The organism is Streptomyces sp. NPDC127100, from assembly GCF_042724095.1.
Classification (GTDB): domain Bacteria; phylum Actinomycetota; class Actinomycetes; order Streptomycetales; family Streptomycetaceae; genus Streptomyces.
This window is the reverse complement of record NZ_JBHXFL010000013.1, coordinates 20,002-37,219: the sequence shown is the minus strand read 5'-3', so window position 1 is coordinate 37,219 and position 17,218 is coordinate 20,002. Positions and strand designations below refer to the sequence as shown.

Below are 17,218 nucleotides of genomic sequence, written 5' to 3'. Positions count from 1 at the left end.
GAATGAAGTCTACCTAAAAAGTTGAAAGGCGAACTAGTGAGGGGTTTCCGGTGACGGTGACGGTGCGCACGCGTTCGATGTCACACTCCGCAGGTTACCGCTCACAGCCCGAAGCGGCGTTGGAGGTCCCCCAGCTGTCCGGGAAGCCCCGGTACCCCTGACCGGCCTCCCGGTGTGCCGGGCACCCCACCGCCGGGTACCCCCGCCTGCTGCGGAGCGACCCCCGTTGCCTGCTCCGCCATCAGCGCCTCGCTCGACTGCAGCAGCACCGTCCCCGCTCCCGCGAACTCGAACTGGTGCTCCTCCCCGGACGCCCCGCCCAACCCTGTCATCGCACGTAGACCGCCCAGCAGGCCGGTCATGTACCCGTGGTCGTAGTGATGGCAGGGCGACGGGCAGTCGGCCCAGCCGACCAGGGCCTGCGGGTCCACCCGGATCGGAGGTTCCATGAACACCACCGGACCGTTCGACGCGGCCACGAACCTTCCGGTTCCGAGCAGGGTCAGAAAACCCGGCACGATCGACTGCTTGAGAGCGAGACTTGGCTGAAAAGCGAGCAGGTTGCCCGAGCGAATGGTCAGGTTGCCGTCCTGGAGGTCGTACGAATTCACGTCGAAGGCCCGGTCGGCGAGCAGCATCTTGCCCGACCCCTCGGCCACGACCCAGTCGCTCGCGTGCAGAGGCGAATGGAAGGACGTGCGCATCAGCCGGTCCAGCCGGCCGTGCCCGACGCCGTTGAAGTCGATCGTCCCGTAGTAGGCGATCATCTTCCCCTTCTGGAGGAACCACCGGCTTCCCCGGAGCTCCACGCAGAAGGTGTACGCGTTGACGTTGTCATCGGCCGGCAGCGTCGCCGGGTCGTGGTGGACCGTGCTCACAGCTTCTCCTCCGAGGCCTGGACGAACACCGTGCCGCTGCCGCTCAGCTCCAGCTGGAACGCCTCCCCGGAGCCGCGGCCCACCATGTCCCGCCAGCCCAGCGCCGTGGACAGCCTGTTGCGCACGTCGCCGTGGTGGGCGACGTAGGCCTGCGGGTCGACGTGCACCGCCCGGTGCGGGGTGACCGGCACCTCGAAGACGCCCCCGTGGGCCATCACCGCCACCGCGCCGTGACCTCTCAGGGTGGTCGTGAACAGCCCCTGCCCGCTGACCTGGCCGCGCACCATGCCCATGACCCCGCCCTGCGAGCCGAGGAACATCGTGCCCTGCTCCAGCGTCCCCTCGAAGGCGAGGAGCCGGTCCGCCTCCACGTACAGGGTGTCGCCCGAGAGAGTGATGACCTGCACATGGTGGCCGCCGTGCCCGAAGAACACCGTGCCGCTCCCCTCGACGGTCATCAGCGGGGTGTCCTCGTTCGCCACCCGGCGCCCGATCATCGACATGACGCCGCCCTGACCGCCGGTCGTGCTCGGGGTGAACGACACGTCGCCCTGATACGCGAGCATCGCGCCGCGCTGACTGAACAGCCGCTGCCCGGGAGCCACGGTCGCCCGGACCATCTTGGAGTTGATCTCCTGGAAGGCCATGTCACACGTCCCCCGCGATCGTGTTGCGCTCGCTCGGCTGCACGTACACCAGTCCGTCGCCCTCGAAGCGGATCTGGAAGGCCTCGCCGCCGCCCTCGCCGAGCAGCGTGCGGAAGGTCACACCCGACTGGAAGGACTGCCGCAGGTTCCCCTGGTGCGCGACGTACGCCCCCGGGTCGACGGACAGCGGGTACTGCGCGCTGACCCGCAGCACCACCGCCGGGCCGTCCGACATGATCGCCGCCTGCCCGTGCCCCTCGACCGTCGTGGTGAACAGCCCGTTGCCCTGGGCGGCGCCCCGGGTCCCGGTGAAGCTCGTGCCCGTGCGCAGCCCGGCGTCGGCCGCCAGGAAGTTGCTCGACTCGACGTACAGCGTGTCGCCCCGGAGCCCCACCAGCGTGATCTCCGAGGCCCGGTCCGCGAACCAGCAGGTCCCCTGCCCCCTCACCTCCATCACCGTCATCTGCTCGCCGGTGATCCTCCGGGTCACCATGCCCCGGAGGCCCTCACCACCGCCGCTCAGCTTCTTGAAGGCCATCTCCCCGTCGTACGCGACCATCGAGCCGTTCTTCGCCTTCACGGCGTCCCCGGTCATGTCGACGGCGAGCACCTTGCTGCCTTGAAGTCGGAACATCGCCACAAATGAGAACGTAGCCGTCGAACGGGTCCGCCGACAGGCCCCGTGGGGGGACCCCGACCCCCTCACCCGGACGTGCCGCGGGTTTGCCACAATGGACCAGCGCTTGTGAGTGTGTTCACAAGGCATCGGCTCGCGATCGATCCCTCACCCACCCCTCTCCCACCGAAGGTGACCCGTGGACCTCAAGACCGCCACCGCCCTCCGCCGCCTCCGCCTGGTCTCGGGCCCCGAGGCGATCTCGTTCCTCCTGCTGCTCGTCTGCTCGGTCCTGAAGCGGACCACGGACTTCAACGCCGTACCGGTGATGGGCGCGGTCCACGGTGTTCTCTTCGTGCTGTACGTGCTCTTCTGGGCGGACGCCTGGAACCGCGCGAAGTGGCCCGTCGGCACGGCCGCCCTCTACTTCGTCCTGTCGGTCCTGCCGACCGGCGGCTTCTTCGCCGAGCGCCGGCTCAAGCGTGAGGCCGAGGACGCGGTCATCGCCTCGCGCGCCCGCCAGGAAGGGGTCGTCAACGCATGATCGTCGCCTTTTCCGTGACGCCGCTGGGCGTCGGCGAGGACGTCGGGGAGTACGTGGCCGAAGCGGTCCGGGTGGTCCGCGAGTCGGGCCTGCCCAACCGCACCGACGCGATGTTCACGTCCGTCGAGGGCGAGTGGGACGAGGTCATGGACGTCGTCCGGCGGGCCGTGGCCGCCGTCGAGGCGCGGGCGCCGCGGGTGTCCCTGGTCCTCAAGGCGGACATCCGCCCCGGCGTCACGGACGGTCTGACGTCCAAGGTGGAGACGGTGGAGCGCCACCTCGCCGGCTGACACCGCCGCCGGGCGGTGGTATCGAAAGGCGAGACGGGGCTGACCGGCATATGACCGGCCGGTAAGGTCTGGTGCCGTGCCGAAGCCCCTCAGCCTCTCCTTCGATCCCATCGCCCGCGCCGACGATCTCTGGAAGCAGCGCTGGGGCGGCGTGCCCTCGATGGCCGCGATCACCTCGATCATGCGCGCCCAGCAGATCCTGCTGGCCGAGGTCGACGCGGTGGTCAAGCCCTACGGCCTGACGTTCGCGCGCTACGAGGCGCTGGTGCTGCTCACCTTCTCCAAGTCGGGCGAGCTGCCGATGTCCAAGATCGGCGAACGGCTCATGGTGCACCCCACCTCCGTGACCAACACCGTCGACCGCCTGGTCAGGTCCGGTCTGGTCGACAAGCGCCCCAACCCCAACGACGGCCGCGGCACGCTCGCCAGCATCACCGACAAGGGCCGCGAGGTCGTCGAGTCGGCCACCCGCGACCTCATGGCCATGGACTTCGGCCTGAGCGCGTACGACGCCGAGGAGTGCGGCGAGATCTTCGCCATGCTCAGGCCGCTGCGGGTGGCGGCGGGGGACTTCAAGGCGGAGTGAGCCCGTCGGCGGGGCCGCCGGAAGATCGCCCGAAACGTGTGGTTACGCTCGTGGACATGAAAAAGAGCGTGCTGACCCGCTACCGCGTCATGGCGTACGTCACCGGTGTACTGCTGATCGCCCTGTGCCTGGGCATGATCGCCAAGTACGCCCTGGAGATGGACGGCGCCGCCGACTTCACCCGGGTCGTCAGCATCGCCCACGGCTGGCTGTACGTCATCTACCTCGTCTTCGCCTTCGACCTGGGCTCCAAGGCGAAGTGGCCGGTCAAGAAGCAGCTCTGGGTGCTGCTCGCGGGAACGGTCCCGACGGCCGCCTTCTTCGTGGAGCGCAGGATCAGCCGCGAGCTGGACGCCAAGGTGGCCCGGCCCGCCCCGGCGCCCGCCGAGGCCTGACCCCCGCCGCACCGCCGTACGGACACCCGTACGGCGGTACCCCATCGACATTTACTTGGACGTCCTAGTAAATTCGAAGGTATGGACGCTGACGCCGTAGAGGAAGGCCGCCGCCGGTGGCAGGCCCGGTACGACGTCGCGCGCAAGCGTGACGCCGACTTCACCACGCTCTCCGGGGATCCCGTGGAGCCGGTGTACGGGCCCCGGGACGGGGACAGGTACGAGGGGTTCGAGCGGATCGGGTGGCCGGGGGAGTTCCCCTTCACCCGGGGGCTGTACCCCACCGGCTACCGCGGGCGGACGTGGACCATCCGGCAGTTCGCCGGGTTCGGGAACGCGGAGCAGACCAACGAGCGGTACAAGATGATCCTCCGCAACGGCGGAGGAGGGCTCTCCGTCGCCTTCGACATGCCGACGCTGATGGGCCGCGACTCCGACGACCCGCGCTCGCTGGGCGAGGTCGGGCACTGCGGGGTGGCCATCGACTCGGCCGCCGACATGGAGGTGCTGTTCAAGGACATCCCCCTGGGGGACGTCACCACCTCCATGACGATCAGCGGGCCCGCCGTGCCCGTGTTCTGCATGTACCTCGTGGCGGCCGAGCGGCAGGGCGTCGACGCCTCCGTGCTGAACGGCACGCTCCAGACGGACATCTTCAAGGAGTACATCGCCCAGAAGGAGTGGCTCTTCCAGCCCGAGCCGCACCTGCGCCTCATCGGCGACCTGATGGAGTACTGCGCGGCCGGCATCCCCGCCTACAAGCCGCTCTCCGTCTCCGGCTACCACATCCGCGAGGCCGGGGCGACCGCCGCCCAGGAGCTGGCGTACACGCTCGCGGACGGCTTCGGGTACGTCGAGCTGGGGCTCAGCCGGGGACTGGACGTCGACGTCTTCGCGCCCGGGCTGTCCTTCTTCTTCGACGCGCACGTCGACTTCTTCGAGGAGATCGCGAAGTTCCGCGCGGCCCGGCGCATCTGGGCGCGCTGGATGCGGGACGTGTACGGCGCGAAGAGCGAGAAGGCGCAGTGGCTGCGGTTCCACACCCAGACCGCCGGTGTCTCGCTGACCGCCCAGCAGCCGTACAACAACGTCGTGCGCACCGCCGTGGAGGCGCTGGCCGCAGTGCTCGGCGGGACCAACTCCCTGCACACCAACGCCCTGGACGAGACCCTCGCGCTGCCCAGCGAGCAGGCCGCCGAGATCGCCCTGCGGACCCAGCAGGTGCTGATGGAGGAGACCGGCGTCGCCAACGTCGCCGACCCGCTGGGCGGTTCCTGGTTCGTCGAGCAGCTCACGGACCGGATCGAGGCGGACGCGGAGAAGATCTTCGAGCAGATCAGGGAGCGCGGGCTGCGCGCCCACCCGGACGGGCGGCACCCCATCGGCCCGATCACCTCCGGCATCCTGCGCGGCATCGAGGACGGCTGGTTCACCGGCGAGATCGCCGAGTCCGCCTTCCGCTACCAGCAGGCACTGGAGAAGGACGACAAGAAGGTCGTCGGCGTCAACGTGCACACCGGCTCCGTCACCGGCGACCTGGAGATCCTGCGGGTCAGCCACGAGGTCGAGCGCGAGCAGGTGCGGGTGCTCGGCGAGCGCAAGGCGGCCCGGGACGACGCGGCCGTGCGCTCCGCGCTGGACGCCATGCTGGCCGCGGCCCGCTCCGGCGGCAACATGATCGAGCCGATGCTGGACGCGGTGCGCGCCGAGGCGACGCTCGGTGAGATCTGCGGGGTGCTGCGGGACGAGTGGGGGGTGTACACGGAGCCGGCGGGCTTCTAGAGGCCGGTGCCGGCGCGGCCGGGAGGGCACCGCCTCCCGGCCCCCGGGTCTATGCCCGGCCGCCACCCGGCTCGGCGGGGCGGGAGGCCAGGCCCCACAGCAGTACCTGTGTGAAGCCCCGCACCCACTCCCCGTCCGCCGGTTCCGCGCTGACCAGGGTGCGGTGGACCACCGCACCCGCCACCACGTCGAAGATGAGGTCCGCGGTGCGGGCGGCCTCGGCCGGGTCGGGCTCGTCGGGCAGCTCGCCGCGCGCCTGGGCGCGGGACCTGCCCTCCAGCACCAGGCGCTTCTGCCGGTCGACGATGGAGGCGCGGATGCGTTCGCGCAGCGCGTCGTCCCGCGTGGACTCCGCCACCACCGCCATCAGCCCGCTCCTGGCCTCCGGCCGGGCCAGGATCGCCGCGAACTGAAGCACCACGCCCTCGATGTCGGCGGCCAGGCAGCCGCGGTCGGGCAGTTCGAGTTCGTCGAAGAGCTCCGCCACGGCGTCCACGACCAGTTCGTTCTTGCCGGCCCAGCGACGATAGAGAGTCGTCTTCGCAACCCCGGCCCGCGTCGCCACGTCTCCCAGGGTGAGCTTCGACCAGCCGAGGTCCACCAGGGCCGCCCGCGTGGCGGCCAGGATCGCGGTGTCCGCCGCGGCGCTGCGCGGGCGCCCGGCACGGCCGGCGGGGGTGCTGCTCTGCATGTGCCGACCATAACCGCGCGTTTGCGCCGGCCCGCCGTGAGGGAGATCACCGGGGCGGGGTGTTCCGACGGCCCGTCATGGCATTACGCTACGACTCGTAGCGAAAGCGCGGGTACGCCCGTGCCCGAGCGACGACCACGGGCGCAGGGTGGGGACCCGGCGCCGGACAACCCGTGCCAACGGCACACATCAGGGCGGGCTTTCCCGCCGCTTTTCACACACGCGCGCAGGACAGGGGAGGATAGACCCATGCAGCCACGGAACATGTCCATGAGCGGGGTCGTCGACCTCGCCGCGGTGAAGGCGGCCCAGGAGGCCAAGGCGAAGGCGGAGCAGGCTCGCGCCGAGGCCGCCCGGCACGGCGGAACGGGGGGCGTCTCCCCGGCCGACCTCGTCATCGACGTCGACGAGGCACGCTTCGAGACCGACGTCCTGCAGCGGTCCACCGAGGTCCCGGTCGTCATCGACTTCTGGGCCGAGTGGTGCGAGCCCTGCAAGCAGTTGAGCCCCGTCCTGGAGCGGCTCGCCGTCGAGTACAACGGGCGCTTCCTCCTCGCCAAGATCGATGTCGACGCCAACCAGATGCTCATGCAGCAGTTCGGCGTCCAGGGCATCCCGGCCGTCTTCGCGGTCGTGGCCGGACAGGCGCTGCCGCTCTTCCAGGGCGCCGCGGGCGAGGCGCAGATCCGCCAGACCCTGGACCAGCTGGTGCAGGTCGCCGAGCAGCGCTTCGGCCTGACCGGTCTCGTCGTCGACCCGGAGGCGGAGCCCGGCGCGAACCCGGCCGCCGCCCCCGAGCGTCCGGCCGGGCCGCACGACGCGGCGCTGGAGGCCGCGGTGCAGGCACTGGACGCCGGCGACCTCGCCGGTGCCGTCCGCGCGTACAAGAACGTGCTCAGCGACGACCCGGGCAACACGGAGGCCAGACTCGGCCTCGCCCAGGCGGAGTTGCTCCAGCGCGTGCAGGACGCCGACCCGCAGCGGGTCCGGCAGGACGCGGCCGACAAGCCGGACGACGCGCAGGCGCAGATCGCCGCCGCCGACCTGGACCTGGTGGGCGGTCACGTGGAGGACGCCTTCGGCCGGCTCATCGACACGGTGCGCCGCACGGCCGGGGACGACCGGGACGCCGTACGGGTGCGGCTGCTGGAGCTGTTCGAGGTGGTCGGCGCCGACGACCCGCGGGTGACGGCGGCACGCCGGGCGCTCGCCCGCGCCCTGTTCTAGGGGGCGTTCCGGGTCCCGCCCGCCGGGCGGTCGCAGACCGTCCGGCCGGGTGATGCCCGAGTGAGGGAACTGCCGACGAGACGTCACTGCGGCCGCGCTTTGCCAAATCTTGGTAATCGCGGCCGCTGTTACTGCCAGTAAGGCAGGGGCGTTGTTGTGTCGGATTCTGTCCAGCGATCAATAGTTTTGTCCCCCTCTCATGACACACCCAGCGTCGCCGTACGGGGCCGGTGTGTCGTCTCGCGGTTATCCGGCCGTTACTAGCCAGTAACGAACCCCCTTGTGTCGGCGGCGAGAATGCACCACGATCGGCGACGCTCGGTCCATTCCCGTAACCCGAAAGCCAGTCGGGTCGCGGGGGTTCCCTGGGTCCCCACCGAGCAGAGCCGGCGGCAGTGGCGCCGGCTCTTGGGCAGGGGGGTCTTCACCCACCCGGTGAAGCCTGTCCAGCAGGGTTGTGCGTGATGCCTGTCAGGCGCGACCAGTGGTTGTCGCTCGGGGGTGATCGCCGGTGATTCGGGCGCGTCGTACGTGCCGCCGAGCGCAGGCGCTCTCCTTCCCGAGGACGTAGCACTTCTCCCATCCCTGCCAGGCCGAGCCACCGATCCCGGGGGCGGGCCGAGGCCAGGAGATGTACGTCCGAGAAGGAGGAAATATGGAGTCCCAGGTGCGTGGCGGGACCAGATGGAAGCGGTTCGCCGTCGTCATGGTGCCCAGCGTGGCCGCGACGGCCGCCATAGGCGTGGCGCTGGCGCAGGGTGCCCTGGCGGCGTCGTTCAGCGTCTCCGGCCAGTCGTTCAAGGTGACGGCCGACCAGCTCGACGGTACGGGCTTCGTCCAGTACGGGGCGATCGACTCGGGTTACACGCTCGACGGACAGAAGACGGCTCACCCCGTCGCCGTCTCGGCGTTCAAGTCCGCGTCGATCAAGGGCATGTGCCAGTCCGTGGTCACCCCGGACATCCCGCTCATCGGCTCGGTCAGCCTCATGCTGAAGGCCGGCGGCGGCAGTAAGGCGGTCGAGGCCGAGAACCTGTACATCGACGTCGAGCAGCTCGAGGCCGATGCCACGTTCCGCGGCATCGACATCGGCGTCGCGGCCAAGGACGCCGCCAAGGGTCCGGGCATCAAGAAGGGCGACACGGCGAACCCGTACGGGTTCTCGCAGCAGGCCGACTCGGTCACGCTGACCGGCGTGAAGCAGACGGCGTGGGCGACCACCGCCGGAACCTTCAAGCTCAGCGGTCTGAAGATGTCGCTGTCCAAGGGTGTCAAGGAGTGCTACTAAGCACTCGCTGACGGGCGGGGGAGCCGGTGGCGCCCCCGCCCGTCCACTCTCCGGCCGCGGCTTCACGCGCGGCCCACATCTCCACCACAGCAAAGCCGTACCAGGGAGCTGTTTTCCATGAGCGCCGAGACTCCTGCCGCAACCGGCCAGTTCAGCCGCCGGAGGCTGCAGTTCCGTGCCTGGCGAGGCGCGCGGCCGTTCTGGGCCGGTCTGTTCGTCGCCCTCGGCGGACTCCCCATCGCCTACTTCCCGTACGCGAACCTCCAGATCGGTCACCTGACGCTGGCGATGGCCACCACCGCGGGCGCCGGGTCCCTGATCATCGGCGTGCTGCTGGTCGTCCTGGGCGTCAGCCTGTGGTTCCAGAAGCACGTCCGGGTCTTCGCGGGCGTGGCGGCGATCCTGCTGGCCCTGGTGTCCATCCCCGTGTCCAACCTCGGCGGTTTCCTCATCGGCTTCCTGCTCGCGCTGGTCGGCGGAGCGATGGCCGTGTCGTGGGTACCGGGTCAGCCGCCGCAGGCCGAGCCGCCGCTGGACGGCAGGGGAACGGGCGACGCGCCCGAGGGCGTGGTCCCCGGCACCCCGGTGCCCGACACGACGGTGCCGCAGCCGCGGGACGGCCTGGCCGACGGGGGCTCCCCCCAGGCCTACAAGTCCCTGGGGGAGAACGATCTGTCAGGAACGAGCCCGGCCAACGGGGCGAACGGGAGGCACAGTGCCGGCTGACGAGGTGACCCGCGGGACTGACGTGGAGTCGTTCCGTGTGAGAACCGGGCCGCGCCACGCGGCACCCAAGAAGCCGTTGTTCACCAGGTTCCACATGCCGGCCGGCAAGGCGATAGCCCTGGCCGCGATGCCCACGGCGGTCCTCATGGGGATGGGGTTCACGCCGACGCTGGCCCTCGCGGACGGCAACGACGCGGCACCGCCGTCGAACAGCCTGACGGCCGACGAGTACAAGGACTGCGTGGCGGCCCTGGAGGACGCCGAGAAGGGCTCGTCGGAGTCCCCGACGCCGTCGCCCTCGGCGACCGACGGGACCGACGACGAGAAGGCCGACGACAAGGGTGACGCGACGGAGCCGGATCCCTCGGCCTCCGGCGACGCGGACCAGGACAGCGGCAAGGGCGCCGGACAGGGCGCCGATTCGTCCTCTTCGCCGGATTCAGGTTCCGACGACAAGGCCGAGCCCGCACCCTCCGCGTCCCCCGAGGCGCAGAGCCAGGAGAAGGCACCCGCCGCCGAGACCCCGTCGCCCTCGCCGTCCGAGAGCGAGAAGGGCGGTGTGCTGAAGGACCTCGGCGACGCCATCGAGGGCATCTTCACCGGCGGCAAGACCGAGGAGAGTCCCAGCCCCACGCCCACCCCGACGGCCTCCGCGAGCGCCGCCGAGGACCCCGCCGGCACCGTCGAGGACACCGTCGACAAGGCCACCGGGACGGCGAAGGACACCGTCCGGGACGCCACCGACGCGGCGTCCGAGGCGGCCGAGGACACCGGGAAGACGGTGGACGAGGCCGTGCAGGAGGCGACGGAGGCCGCCGAGGAGGCCACCGCGTCGCCCAGCCCCGACGCGTCCGAGAGTGCCGGCCCGGACGTGGACGACTGCCCGGTCGCCACCGACGCGGAGGGCGGCGTCGACAACCAGGTGCCGCTCCCGGACGACCCCTGGTACCTCAACGCCAGCTCGCTGCTGCTCAAGGGCGCCTCGTACAAGGGCATCGTCGAGGTCAGGACGGCCAACGGCACCACCAAGAAGGTGCTGAAGTACGTCATCTCCAACGGCACCGACATCGGCGACCTGCACCAGACGGTGAAGGACGAGCAGTCCGGCAAGACCTACCACGTGCAGGCGGCCAAGGGCTCGACGTCCACGATCCGCGACGGCGAGACGGTGATGTACACGGAGAGCATCTCGGGCAACCTGCTCGGGCTGATCCCGATCACCTTCGACCCGGAGAACCCGCCGCCGCTGGACATCCCGCTGATCTACTTCACCAAGGTGACGGTCGTCCAGGCCGGTCAGTTCGGCGGCACCCTGCACGTCCCCGGGCTGCACCAGTACACGAGCTGAGCACACCCCCGCACCCGTCCGGGAGCCGCGCGACACCGAGGGCGCCCCCTGAACCACAGGGGGCGCCCTCGTCGTGCGTCGCGGGCGGCGTCAGGCGCGGCGCGTCTCGCCGAGGTGGTGCACGCGGACCATGTTGGTGGTGCCGGGCACGCCGGGGGGCGAGCCGGCGGTGATCACGACGACGTCGCCGTCGTTGAAGCGGCTCAGCTTCACCATCTCCTGGTCCACCAGCTCGACCATCTCGTCCGTGCTGGCGACGAACGGCACCACGTGCGGCTCCACGCCCCAGCTCAGCGCCAGCTGGTTGCGGGTGGACTCGTCGGTCGTGAAGGCGAGGATCGGCTGGGCGGCGCGGTAGCGGGACAGCCGGCGGGCGGTGTCGCCGGACTGGGTGAACGCCACCAGGCCCTTGCCGCCGAGGAAGTCGGCGATCTCGGCGGCGGCCCGGGCCACCGAACCGCCCTGCGTGCGCGGCTTCTTGCCCGGGACAAGCGGCTGGAGGCCCTTGGAGAGCAGCTCCTGCTCGGCCGCGGTGACGATCTTCGACATCGTCTTCACGGTCTCGATCGGGTACGCGCCCACGGACGACTCCGCCGACAGCATGACCGCGTCCGCGCCGTCCAGGATCGCGTTGGCCACGTCGGAGGCCTCGGCGCGGGTCGGCCGGGAGTTGGTGATCATCGACTCCATCATCTGGGTCGCCACGATCACCGGCTTGGCGTTGCGCCGGCACAGCTCGATCAGGCGCTTCTGCACCATGGGGACCTTCTCGAGCGGGTACTCGACGGCCAGGTCGCCACGGGCGACCATCACGCCGTCGAACGCCATCACGACGTCCTCCATGTTGTCGACCGCCTGGGGCTTCTCCACCTTGGCGATCACCGGGACGCGGCGGCCCTCCTCGTCCATGACGCGGTGCACGTCGGCGACGTCCTTGGCGTCCCGGACGAAGGAGAGGGCGACCAGGTCGCAGCCCATGCGCAGCGCGAAGCGGAGGTCCTCGACGTCCTTCTCGGACAGCGCGGGCACGTTCACCGCGGCACCGGGCAGGTTGATGCCCTTGTGGTCGGAGATGACGCCGCCCTCGATGACGATCGTCCGCACCCGGTGGCCCTCGACCCCGGTGACCTTCAGCTCGACGTTGCCGTCGTTGATGAGCACCTGGTCGCCCTTGGTCACGTCGCCGGGCAGGCCCTTGTACGTCGTGCCGCAGATCGTCCGGTCGCCCGGCACGTCCTCGGTGGTGATGGTGAACTCGTCACCGCGCACCAGCTCGACGGGGCCCTCGGCGAAGGTCTCCAGGCGGATCTTGGGGCCCTGCAGGTCGGCGAGGACGCCGATGGCCCTGCCGGTCTCCTTGGCGGCGGCCCGGACACGGTCGTAACGCCCCTGGTGCTCGGCGTGGGTGCCGTGGCTGAAGTTGAAGCGGGCCACGTTCATGCCGGCTTCGATCAGGGCGACGAGCTGCTCGTGGGAGTCGACCGCGGGGCCGAGAGTACAGACGATTTTCGAACGGCGCATGGGGCGATCCTATCGGTTTGTTTCGCTGCGGAATATTCCGTCTGGCGGAAAATACAAAAGGGCGGGATGCCGCTCAGGTGAGATTCCCCGAACCAATTACCAGCGCGTAGGTTTGTGTCGCGATCTCCATTTCCTCGTCGGTCGGCACCACGGCCACCGCCACCCGTGCGGACGGCGGAGAGATCAGCCGCGCCCCGTCGCCGCGCACGGCGTTCAGGTCCGCGTCGACCGCCAGGCCCATTCCCTCCAGGCCCGCCACGGCGGCCTCCCGCACCGGGGCCGCGTTCTCGCCGACCCCGGCCGTGAAGACGACCGCGTCCACCCGTCCGAGAACGGCGTAATAGGCGCCGATGTACTTCTTCAGCCGGTGAATGTAGATGTCGAAGGCCAGTCGCGCCCGTTCGTCACCGTCGTCCATCCGGCGGCGGATCTCCCGCATGTCGTTGTCACCGCACAGACCGATCAGACCGCTCCTCTTGTTGAGGAGATCGTCGATCTCGTCGGCGGACATTCCGCCGACCCGCATCAAATGGAAGATGACGGCCGGGTCCATGTCTCCCGAGCGCGTACCCATCACGAGCCCCTCCAAAGGCGTCAGCCCCATGGAGGTGTCCACGCAGCGACCGCCGCGCACGGCCGAGGCGGACGCCCCGTTGCCCAGGTGCAGCACGATGACGTTCACCTCCTCCGGCGTCCGGCCCAGCAGCTTCGCCGTCTCCCGCGAGACGTACGCGTGCGAGGTGCCGTGGAAGCCGTAGCGCCGGACGCGGTGGGCGTCGGCGGTCTCCACGTCGATGGCGTACCGGGCGGCGGACTCCGGCATCGTCGTGTGGAAGGCGGTGTCGAAGACGGCGACCTGCGGCAGGTCCGGGCGCAGTGCCCGCGCGGTGCGGATCCCGGTGAGGTTCGCCGGGTTGTGCAGCGGGGCGACCGGGATCAGGCGCTCGATCTCGGCCAGCACGGCGTCGTCGACCACGGTCGGCTCGGTGAACCGCTTCCCGCCGTGCACCACCCGGTGCCCGATCGCGGCCAGCTCCGGCGAGTCGAGGCCGAGCCCGTCCTTGGCCAGCTCCGCCGCCATGCACTTCAGCGCGGCCTCGTGGTCGGCGACGGGCCCGTCCCACTCGCGGGCCGCGCCGTCCGCCTGGGTGTGCCTGAGCCGCGAGGTCTCCTCGCCGATCCGCTCGACGAGGCCCACCGCCAGCCGGCTGTGGTCGCGCATGTCGAGCAGCTGGTACTTCACCGACGAGGAGCCGGAGTTGAGGACGAGGACACGGGTGGAGCTCACAGGTCGGACGCCTTCTCGCTCGGGGACTGCTGGGCCTGGATCGCCGTGATGGCGACGGTGTTGACGATGTCCTGGACGAGCGCGCCCCGGGACAGGTCGTTGACGGGCTTGCGCAGGCCCTGGAGGACCGGGCCGACGGCGACGGCGCCGGCCGAGCGCTGCACGGCCTTGTAGGTGTTGTTGCCGGTGTTCAGGTCGGGAAAGATCAGCACGCTGGCCTGCCCGGCGACCTCGGAGCCGGGCAGCTTGGTCGCGGCGACCGACGGCTCGACGGCGGCGTCGTACTGGATCGGTCCCTCCACCCGCAGGTCGGGGCGGCGCGAGCGGACCAGCCCGGTCGCCTCGCGCACCTTGTCGACGTCCGCGCCGGAGCCGGACGTGCCGGTCGAGTACGACAGCATCGCGATCCGCGGATCCACGCCGAACTGCGCCGCCGTGGCCGCCGACTGCGTCGCGATGTCGGCGAGCTGCTCGGCGTCCGGGTCCGGGTTCACCGCGCAGTCGCCGTAGACGAGGACCTTGTCGGCCAGGCACATGAAGAAGACGGAGGAGACGATCGACGCCTCCGGCTTGGTCTTGATGATCTCGAAGGCCGGGCGGATGGTCGCCGCCGTCGAGTGCACGGACCCCGACACCATGCCGTCGGCCAGCCCCTCCTGCACCATGAGCGTGCCGAAGTAGTTGACGTCGGAGACCACGTCGTAGGCCAGCTCCACGGTGACGCCCTTGTGGGCGCGCAGGGCCGCGTACTTCTCGGCGAAGGAGTCGCGCAGCTCGGACACCGCCGGGTCGATCAGCTCGGCGGCGCCCAGGTCGATGCCCAGGTCGGCGGCCTTCTTGCGGATCTGCTCGGCCGGACCGAGCAGCGTCAGCTCGCACACGCCCCGGCGCAGCAGTACCTCCGCCGCGTGCAGCACCCGCTCCTCGGTGCCCTCGGGCAGGACGACCCTGCGCAGATCGGAGCGGGCCTGCTCCAGCAGCTGGTGCTCGAACATCATCGGGGTGACGCGGTCGCTGCTCGGCGCCGAGACCCGCTTGCTGAGGTCGGCGGTGTCGACGTACCGCTCGAAGAGGCCGAGGGCGGTCTCCGCCTTGCGCGGGGTGGCCGCGTTGAGCTTGCCCTCCAGGGAGAACAGCTGCTCGGCCGTGGGGAAGCTGTTGCCGGTCACCGACAGCACCGGCGTGCCGGGGGCGAGCCGGGCGGCGAGGGTGAGGATGCCCTCGCCCGGCACCTCGTCCAAAGTCAGCAGCAGCCCGGCGATCGGCGGGGTGCCGGCGCTGTGCGCGGCCAGCGTGCCGATCACCAGGTCGGCACGGTCGCCGGGGGTGATCACCAGGCAGCCGGGGGTCAGCGCGGCCAGCAGGTTGGGCAGCATGGCCCCGCCGAAGACGAAGTCCAGCGCGTCGCGGGCGAGCCCCGAGTCGTCCCCGAGGACCACCTCGGCGCCGAGGGTGTGCGCGATCTGGGAGACGGTCGGCGCCGACAGCGCGGGCTCGTCGGGCACCACCCAGCAGGGCACCGGAAGCCGGTTCGCGACCCGCTCGGCGATCTCGTCCCGGTCCTCGCGGGCGACCCGGTTGGTCACCATGGCCAGGACGTCGCAGCCCAGCCCGTCGTAGGCGCGGAAGGCGTTGACGGTCTCGGCGAGCACGGACTCCGCGGTCTGCTTGCGGCCGCCGACGACCGGGAGCACCGAGGCGCCGAACTCGTTGGCGAGCCGGGCGTTCAGCGACAGCTCGTCCGGGAGCTGGGTGTCGGCGAAGTCGGTGCCGAGGACCAGGACGACGTCGTAGTCGCGGGCGACCAGGTGGAACCGGTCGACCAGCGCGGACACCAGCTCGTCCGTGCCCTGTTCGGCCTGGAGCGCGGACGCCTCCTGGTAGTCGAGGCCGTAGACGGTCGCCGGGTCCTGCGAGAGCCGGTAGCGGGCGCGCAGCAGCTCGAAGAGGCGGTCCGGGCCGTCGTGGACCAGGGGCCGGAAGACGCCGACCCGGTCGACCTGCCGGGTCAGGAGCTCCATGACCCCCAGCTCGACGACCTGGCGGCCGTCGCCGCGGTCGATACCGGTCAGGTACACGCTGCGCGTCACGCGTGCTCTCCGTTTCGTCTGAGGGCGATCGTCCGGCGGCCGGCTCCGTACACAAAAATCGCCCACCGGGGTGAGCGGAACCATCTTGACAATACCCCTCCCAATAGATAAGGCGCCCGTCAGTGAGCCGTGCTCGAGGGCGGCTATGGTGCCGACCGTACGGAAGCGGCATCCCCTTGGGCGACGTGAAAGAATCGGACGTGGCTCACCGGTGTCCACAGCGAGCAGGAGACACAGCACGATGCGTATCGGAGTTCTCACCGCAGGCGGCGACTGCCCCGGCCTGAACGCAGTGATCCGGTCGGTCGTGCACCGAGCGGTCGACAACTACGGCGACGAGGTCATCGGCTTCGAGGACGGCTACGCGGGCCTCCTGGACGGCCGTTACCGCGCCCTCGACCTGAACGCGGTCAGCGGCATCCTGGCGCGCGGCGGCACCATCCTCGGCTCCTCCCGGCTGGAGCGCGACCGGCTCCGCGAGGCCTGCGAGAACGCCGGCGACATGATCCAGAACTTCGGCATCGACGCGCTGATCCCCATCGGCGGCGAGGGCACGCTGACGGCGGCCCGGATGCTGTCCGACGCGGGGCTGCCGGTGGTTGGCGTGCCCAAGACGATCGACAACGACATCTCCTCCACCGACCGCACCTTCGGCTTCGACACGGCCGTCGGCGTGGCGACGGAGGCGATGGACCGCCTCAAGACCACCGCCGAGTCCCACCAGCGCGTCATGGTCGTCGAGGTCATGGGCCGGCACGCCGGCTGGATCGCCCTCGAGTCCGGCATGGCCGCCGGCGCCCACGGCATCTGCCTGCCCGAGCGGCCCTTCGACCCCGCGGACCTGGTCAAGATGGTCGAGGAGCGGTTCGCCCGCGGCAAGAAGTTCGCCGTCGTCTGCGTCGCCGAGGGCGCCCACCCCGTCGAGGGCTCCATGGACTACGGCAAGGGCGCGATCGACAAGTTCGGCCACGAGCGCTTCCAGGGCATCGGCACGGCACTGGCGTACGAGCTGGAGCGCAGGCTCGGCAAGGAGGCCAAGCCGGTCATCCTCGGCCACGTGCAGCGCGGCGGCACCCCGACCGCGTACGACCGGGTGCTCGCCACCCGCTTCGGCTGGCACGCGGTGGAGGCCGCGCACCGGGGCGAGTTCGGCCGGATGACCGCGCTGCGCGGCACGGACGTCGTCATGGTGCCGCTGGCCGAGGCCGTGACCGAGCTGAAGACGGTGCCGAAGGACCGCATGGACGAGGCCGAGTCGGTCTTCTGAGCCGTGGAGGGGCCCGCCCGGGCCCCGCGTCCCG

At 70.6% G+C, this 17,218-nt stretch carries 17 protein-coding genes; 10 read left to right on the top strand and 7 right to left on the bottom strand.

Annotated features, from left to right (window positions below; all coding sequences use genetic code 11):
* Positions 1-101: 101 nt before the first annotated feature.
* From ACFWJB_RS15335 to ACFWJB_RS15325, 3 genes are read right to left on the bottom strand one after another with little or no spacing between them, the layout of a single operon-like run.
* The gene (locus ACFWJB_RS15335; protein ID WP_385458240.1) at positions 102-878 is read right to left on the bottom strand and encodes an AIM24 family protein; all 777 of its coding nucleotides are present in this window, start codon (positions 876-878) and stop codon (positions 102-104) included.
* Positions 875-1,525 (bottom strand): AIM24 family protein, encoded by a 651-nt coding sequence (locus ACFWJB_RS15330; protein WP_386922678.1) that lies wholly within the window; start codon positions 1,523-1,525, stop codon positions 875-877. Before ACFWJB_RS15330 ends, ACFWJB_RS15335 begins: the two co-directional genes overlap by 4 nt.
* Before the next feature lies 1 nt (position 1,526).
* A complete protein-coding gene (locus ACFWJB_RS15325) occupies positions 1,527-2,159 on the bottom strand; it encodes an AIM24 family protein (protein ID WP_386922676.1) in 633 nt (210 codons plus the stop codon).
* A 181-nt stretch (positions 2,160-2,340) separates the two neighbouring features.
* On the opposite strand from ACFWJB_RS15325, the gene ACFWJB_RS15320 reads away from it, so the two are divergent.
* From ACFWJB_RS15320 to ACFWJB_RS15300, 5 genes are all read left to right on the top strand, one after another.
* Positions 2,341-2,685: a DUF3817 domain-containing protein gene (locus ACFWJB_RS15320; protein ID WP_385458237.1), complete on the top strand. Its 345-nt coding sequence runs from the start codon at positions 2,341-2,343 to the stop codon at positions 2,683-2,685.
* The gene (locus tag ACFWJB_RS15315) at positions 2,682-2,975 is read left to right on the top strand and encodes an MTH1187 family thiamine-binding protein (protein ID WP_386922674.1); all 294 of its coding nucleotides are present in this window, start codon (positions 2,682-2,684) and stop codon (positions 2,973-2,975) included. The genes ACFWJB_RS15320 and ACFWJB_RS15315 overlap by 4 nt, the downstream gene beginning before the upstream one ends.
* 76 nt (positions 2,976-3,051) lie before the next feature.
* The gene (locus ACFWJB_RS15310) at positions 3,052-3,561 is read left to right on the top strand and encodes a MarR family winged helix-turn-helix transcriptional regulator (protein ID WP_386922672.1); all 510 of its coding nucleotides are present in this window, start codon (positions 3,052-3,054) and stop codon (positions 3,559-3,561) included.
* A 56-nt stretch (positions 3,562-3,617) separates the two neighbouring features.
* A complete protein-coding gene (locus tag ACFWJB_RS15305) occupies positions 3,618-3,956 on the top strand; it encodes a DUF3817 domain-containing protein (RefSeq protein ID WP_386922670.1) in 339 nt (112 codons plus the stop codon).
* A gap of 81 nt (positions 3,957-4,037) precedes the next feature.
* The gene (locus ACFWJB_RS15300) at positions 4,038-5,738 is read left to right on the top strand and encodes a methylmalonyl-CoA mutase (RefSeq protein ID WP_386922668.1); all 1,701 of its coding nucleotides are present in this window, start codon (positions 4,038-4,040) and stop codon (positions 5,736-5,738) included.
* 49 nt (positions 5,739-5,787) lie between these two features.
* Here ACFWJB_RS15300 and ACFWJB_RS15295 read toward each other — a convergent pair whose 3' ends face one another.
* Positions 5,788-6,429: a TetR/AcrR family transcriptional regulator gene (locus ACFWJB_RS15295; RefSeq protein ID WP_385458232.1), complete on the bottom strand. Its 642-nt coding sequence runs from the start codon at positions 6,427-6,429 to the stop codon at positions 5,788-5,790.
* Between the two features lie 249 nt (positions 6,430-6,678).
* Here ACFWJB_RS15295 and ACFWJB_RS15290 point away from each other — a divergent pair, with 249 nt between their 5' ends.
* The 4 genes from ACFWJB_RS15290 to ACFWJB_RS15275 all read left to right on the top strand — a co-directional run bounded on the left by ACFWJB_RS15290 (position 6,679) and on the right by ACFWJB_RS15275 (position 11,018).
* The gene (locus ACFWJB_RS15290) at positions 6,679-7,656 is read left to right on the top strand and encodes a tetratricopeptide repeat protein (protein WP_386922666.1); all 978 of its coding nucleotides are present in this window, start codon (positions 6,679-6,681) and stop codon (positions 7,654-7,656) included.
* A gap of 655 nt (positions 7,657-8,311) precedes the next feature.
* Positions 8,312-8,944, top strand: coding sequence for a DUF6230 family protein (locus ACFWJB_RS15285; protein ID WP_362496871.1), 633 nt, complete (start codon positions 8,312-8,314; stop codon positions 8,942-8,944).
* 117 nt (positions 8,945-9,061) lie between these two features.
* Positions 9,062-9,670 (top strand): DUF6114 domain-containing protein, encoded by a 609-nt coding sequence (locus ACFWJB_RS15280; protein ID WP_385458230.1) that lies wholly within the window; start codon positions 9,062-9,064, stop codon positions 9,668-9,670.
* Entirely contained in the window at positions 9,660-11,018 is a 1,359-nt protein-coding gene (locus tag ACFWJB_RS15275) for a hypothetical protein (RefSeq protein ID WP_386922663.1), read from the top strand. Before ACFWJB_RS15280 ends, ACFWJB_RS15275 begins: the two co-directional genes overlap by 11 nt.
* 90 nt (positions 11,019-11,108) lie before the next feature.
* On the opposite strand, the gene pyk is transcribed toward ACFWJB_RS15275, so the two are convergent.
* The 3 genes from pyk to pta all read right to left on the bottom strand — a co-directional run bounded on the left by pyk (position 11,109) and on the right by pta (position 15,917).
* On the bottom strand, positions 11,109-12,539 hold the full coding sequence (gene pyk, locus ACFWJB_RS15270; RefSeq protein ID WP_385458228.1) for a pyruvate kinase: 1,431 nt from the start codon (positions 12,537-12,539) through the stop codon (positions 11,109-11,111).
* Between the two features lie 73 nt (positions 12,540-12,612).
* On the bottom strand, positions 12,613-13,827 hold the full coding sequence (locus ACFWJB_RS15265) for an acetate kinase (RefSeq protein ID WP_386922661.1): 1,215 nt from the start codon (positions 13,825-13,827) through the stop codon (positions 12,613-12,615).
* A complete protein-coding gene (gene pta / locus ACFWJB_RS15260) occupies positions 13,824-15,917 on the bottom strand; it encodes a phosphate acetyltransferase (RefSeq protein WP_385458226.1) in 2,094 nt (697 codons plus the stop codon). Before pta ends, ACFWJB_RS15265 begins: the two co-directional genes overlap by 4 nt.
* A 241-nt stretch (positions 15,918-16,158) precedes the next feature.
* Here pta and ACFWJB_RS15255 point away from each other — a divergent pair, with 241 nt between their 5' ends.
* The gene (locus ACFWJB_RS15255; RefSeq protein ID WP_385458225.1) at positions 16,159-17,184 is read left to right on the top strand and encodes an ATP-dependent 6-phosphofructokinase; all 1,026 of its coding nucleotides are present in this window, start codon (positions 16,159-16,161) and stop codon (positions 17,182-17,184) included.
* The last annotated feature ends 34 nt before the right edge of the window (positions 17,185-17,218 follow it).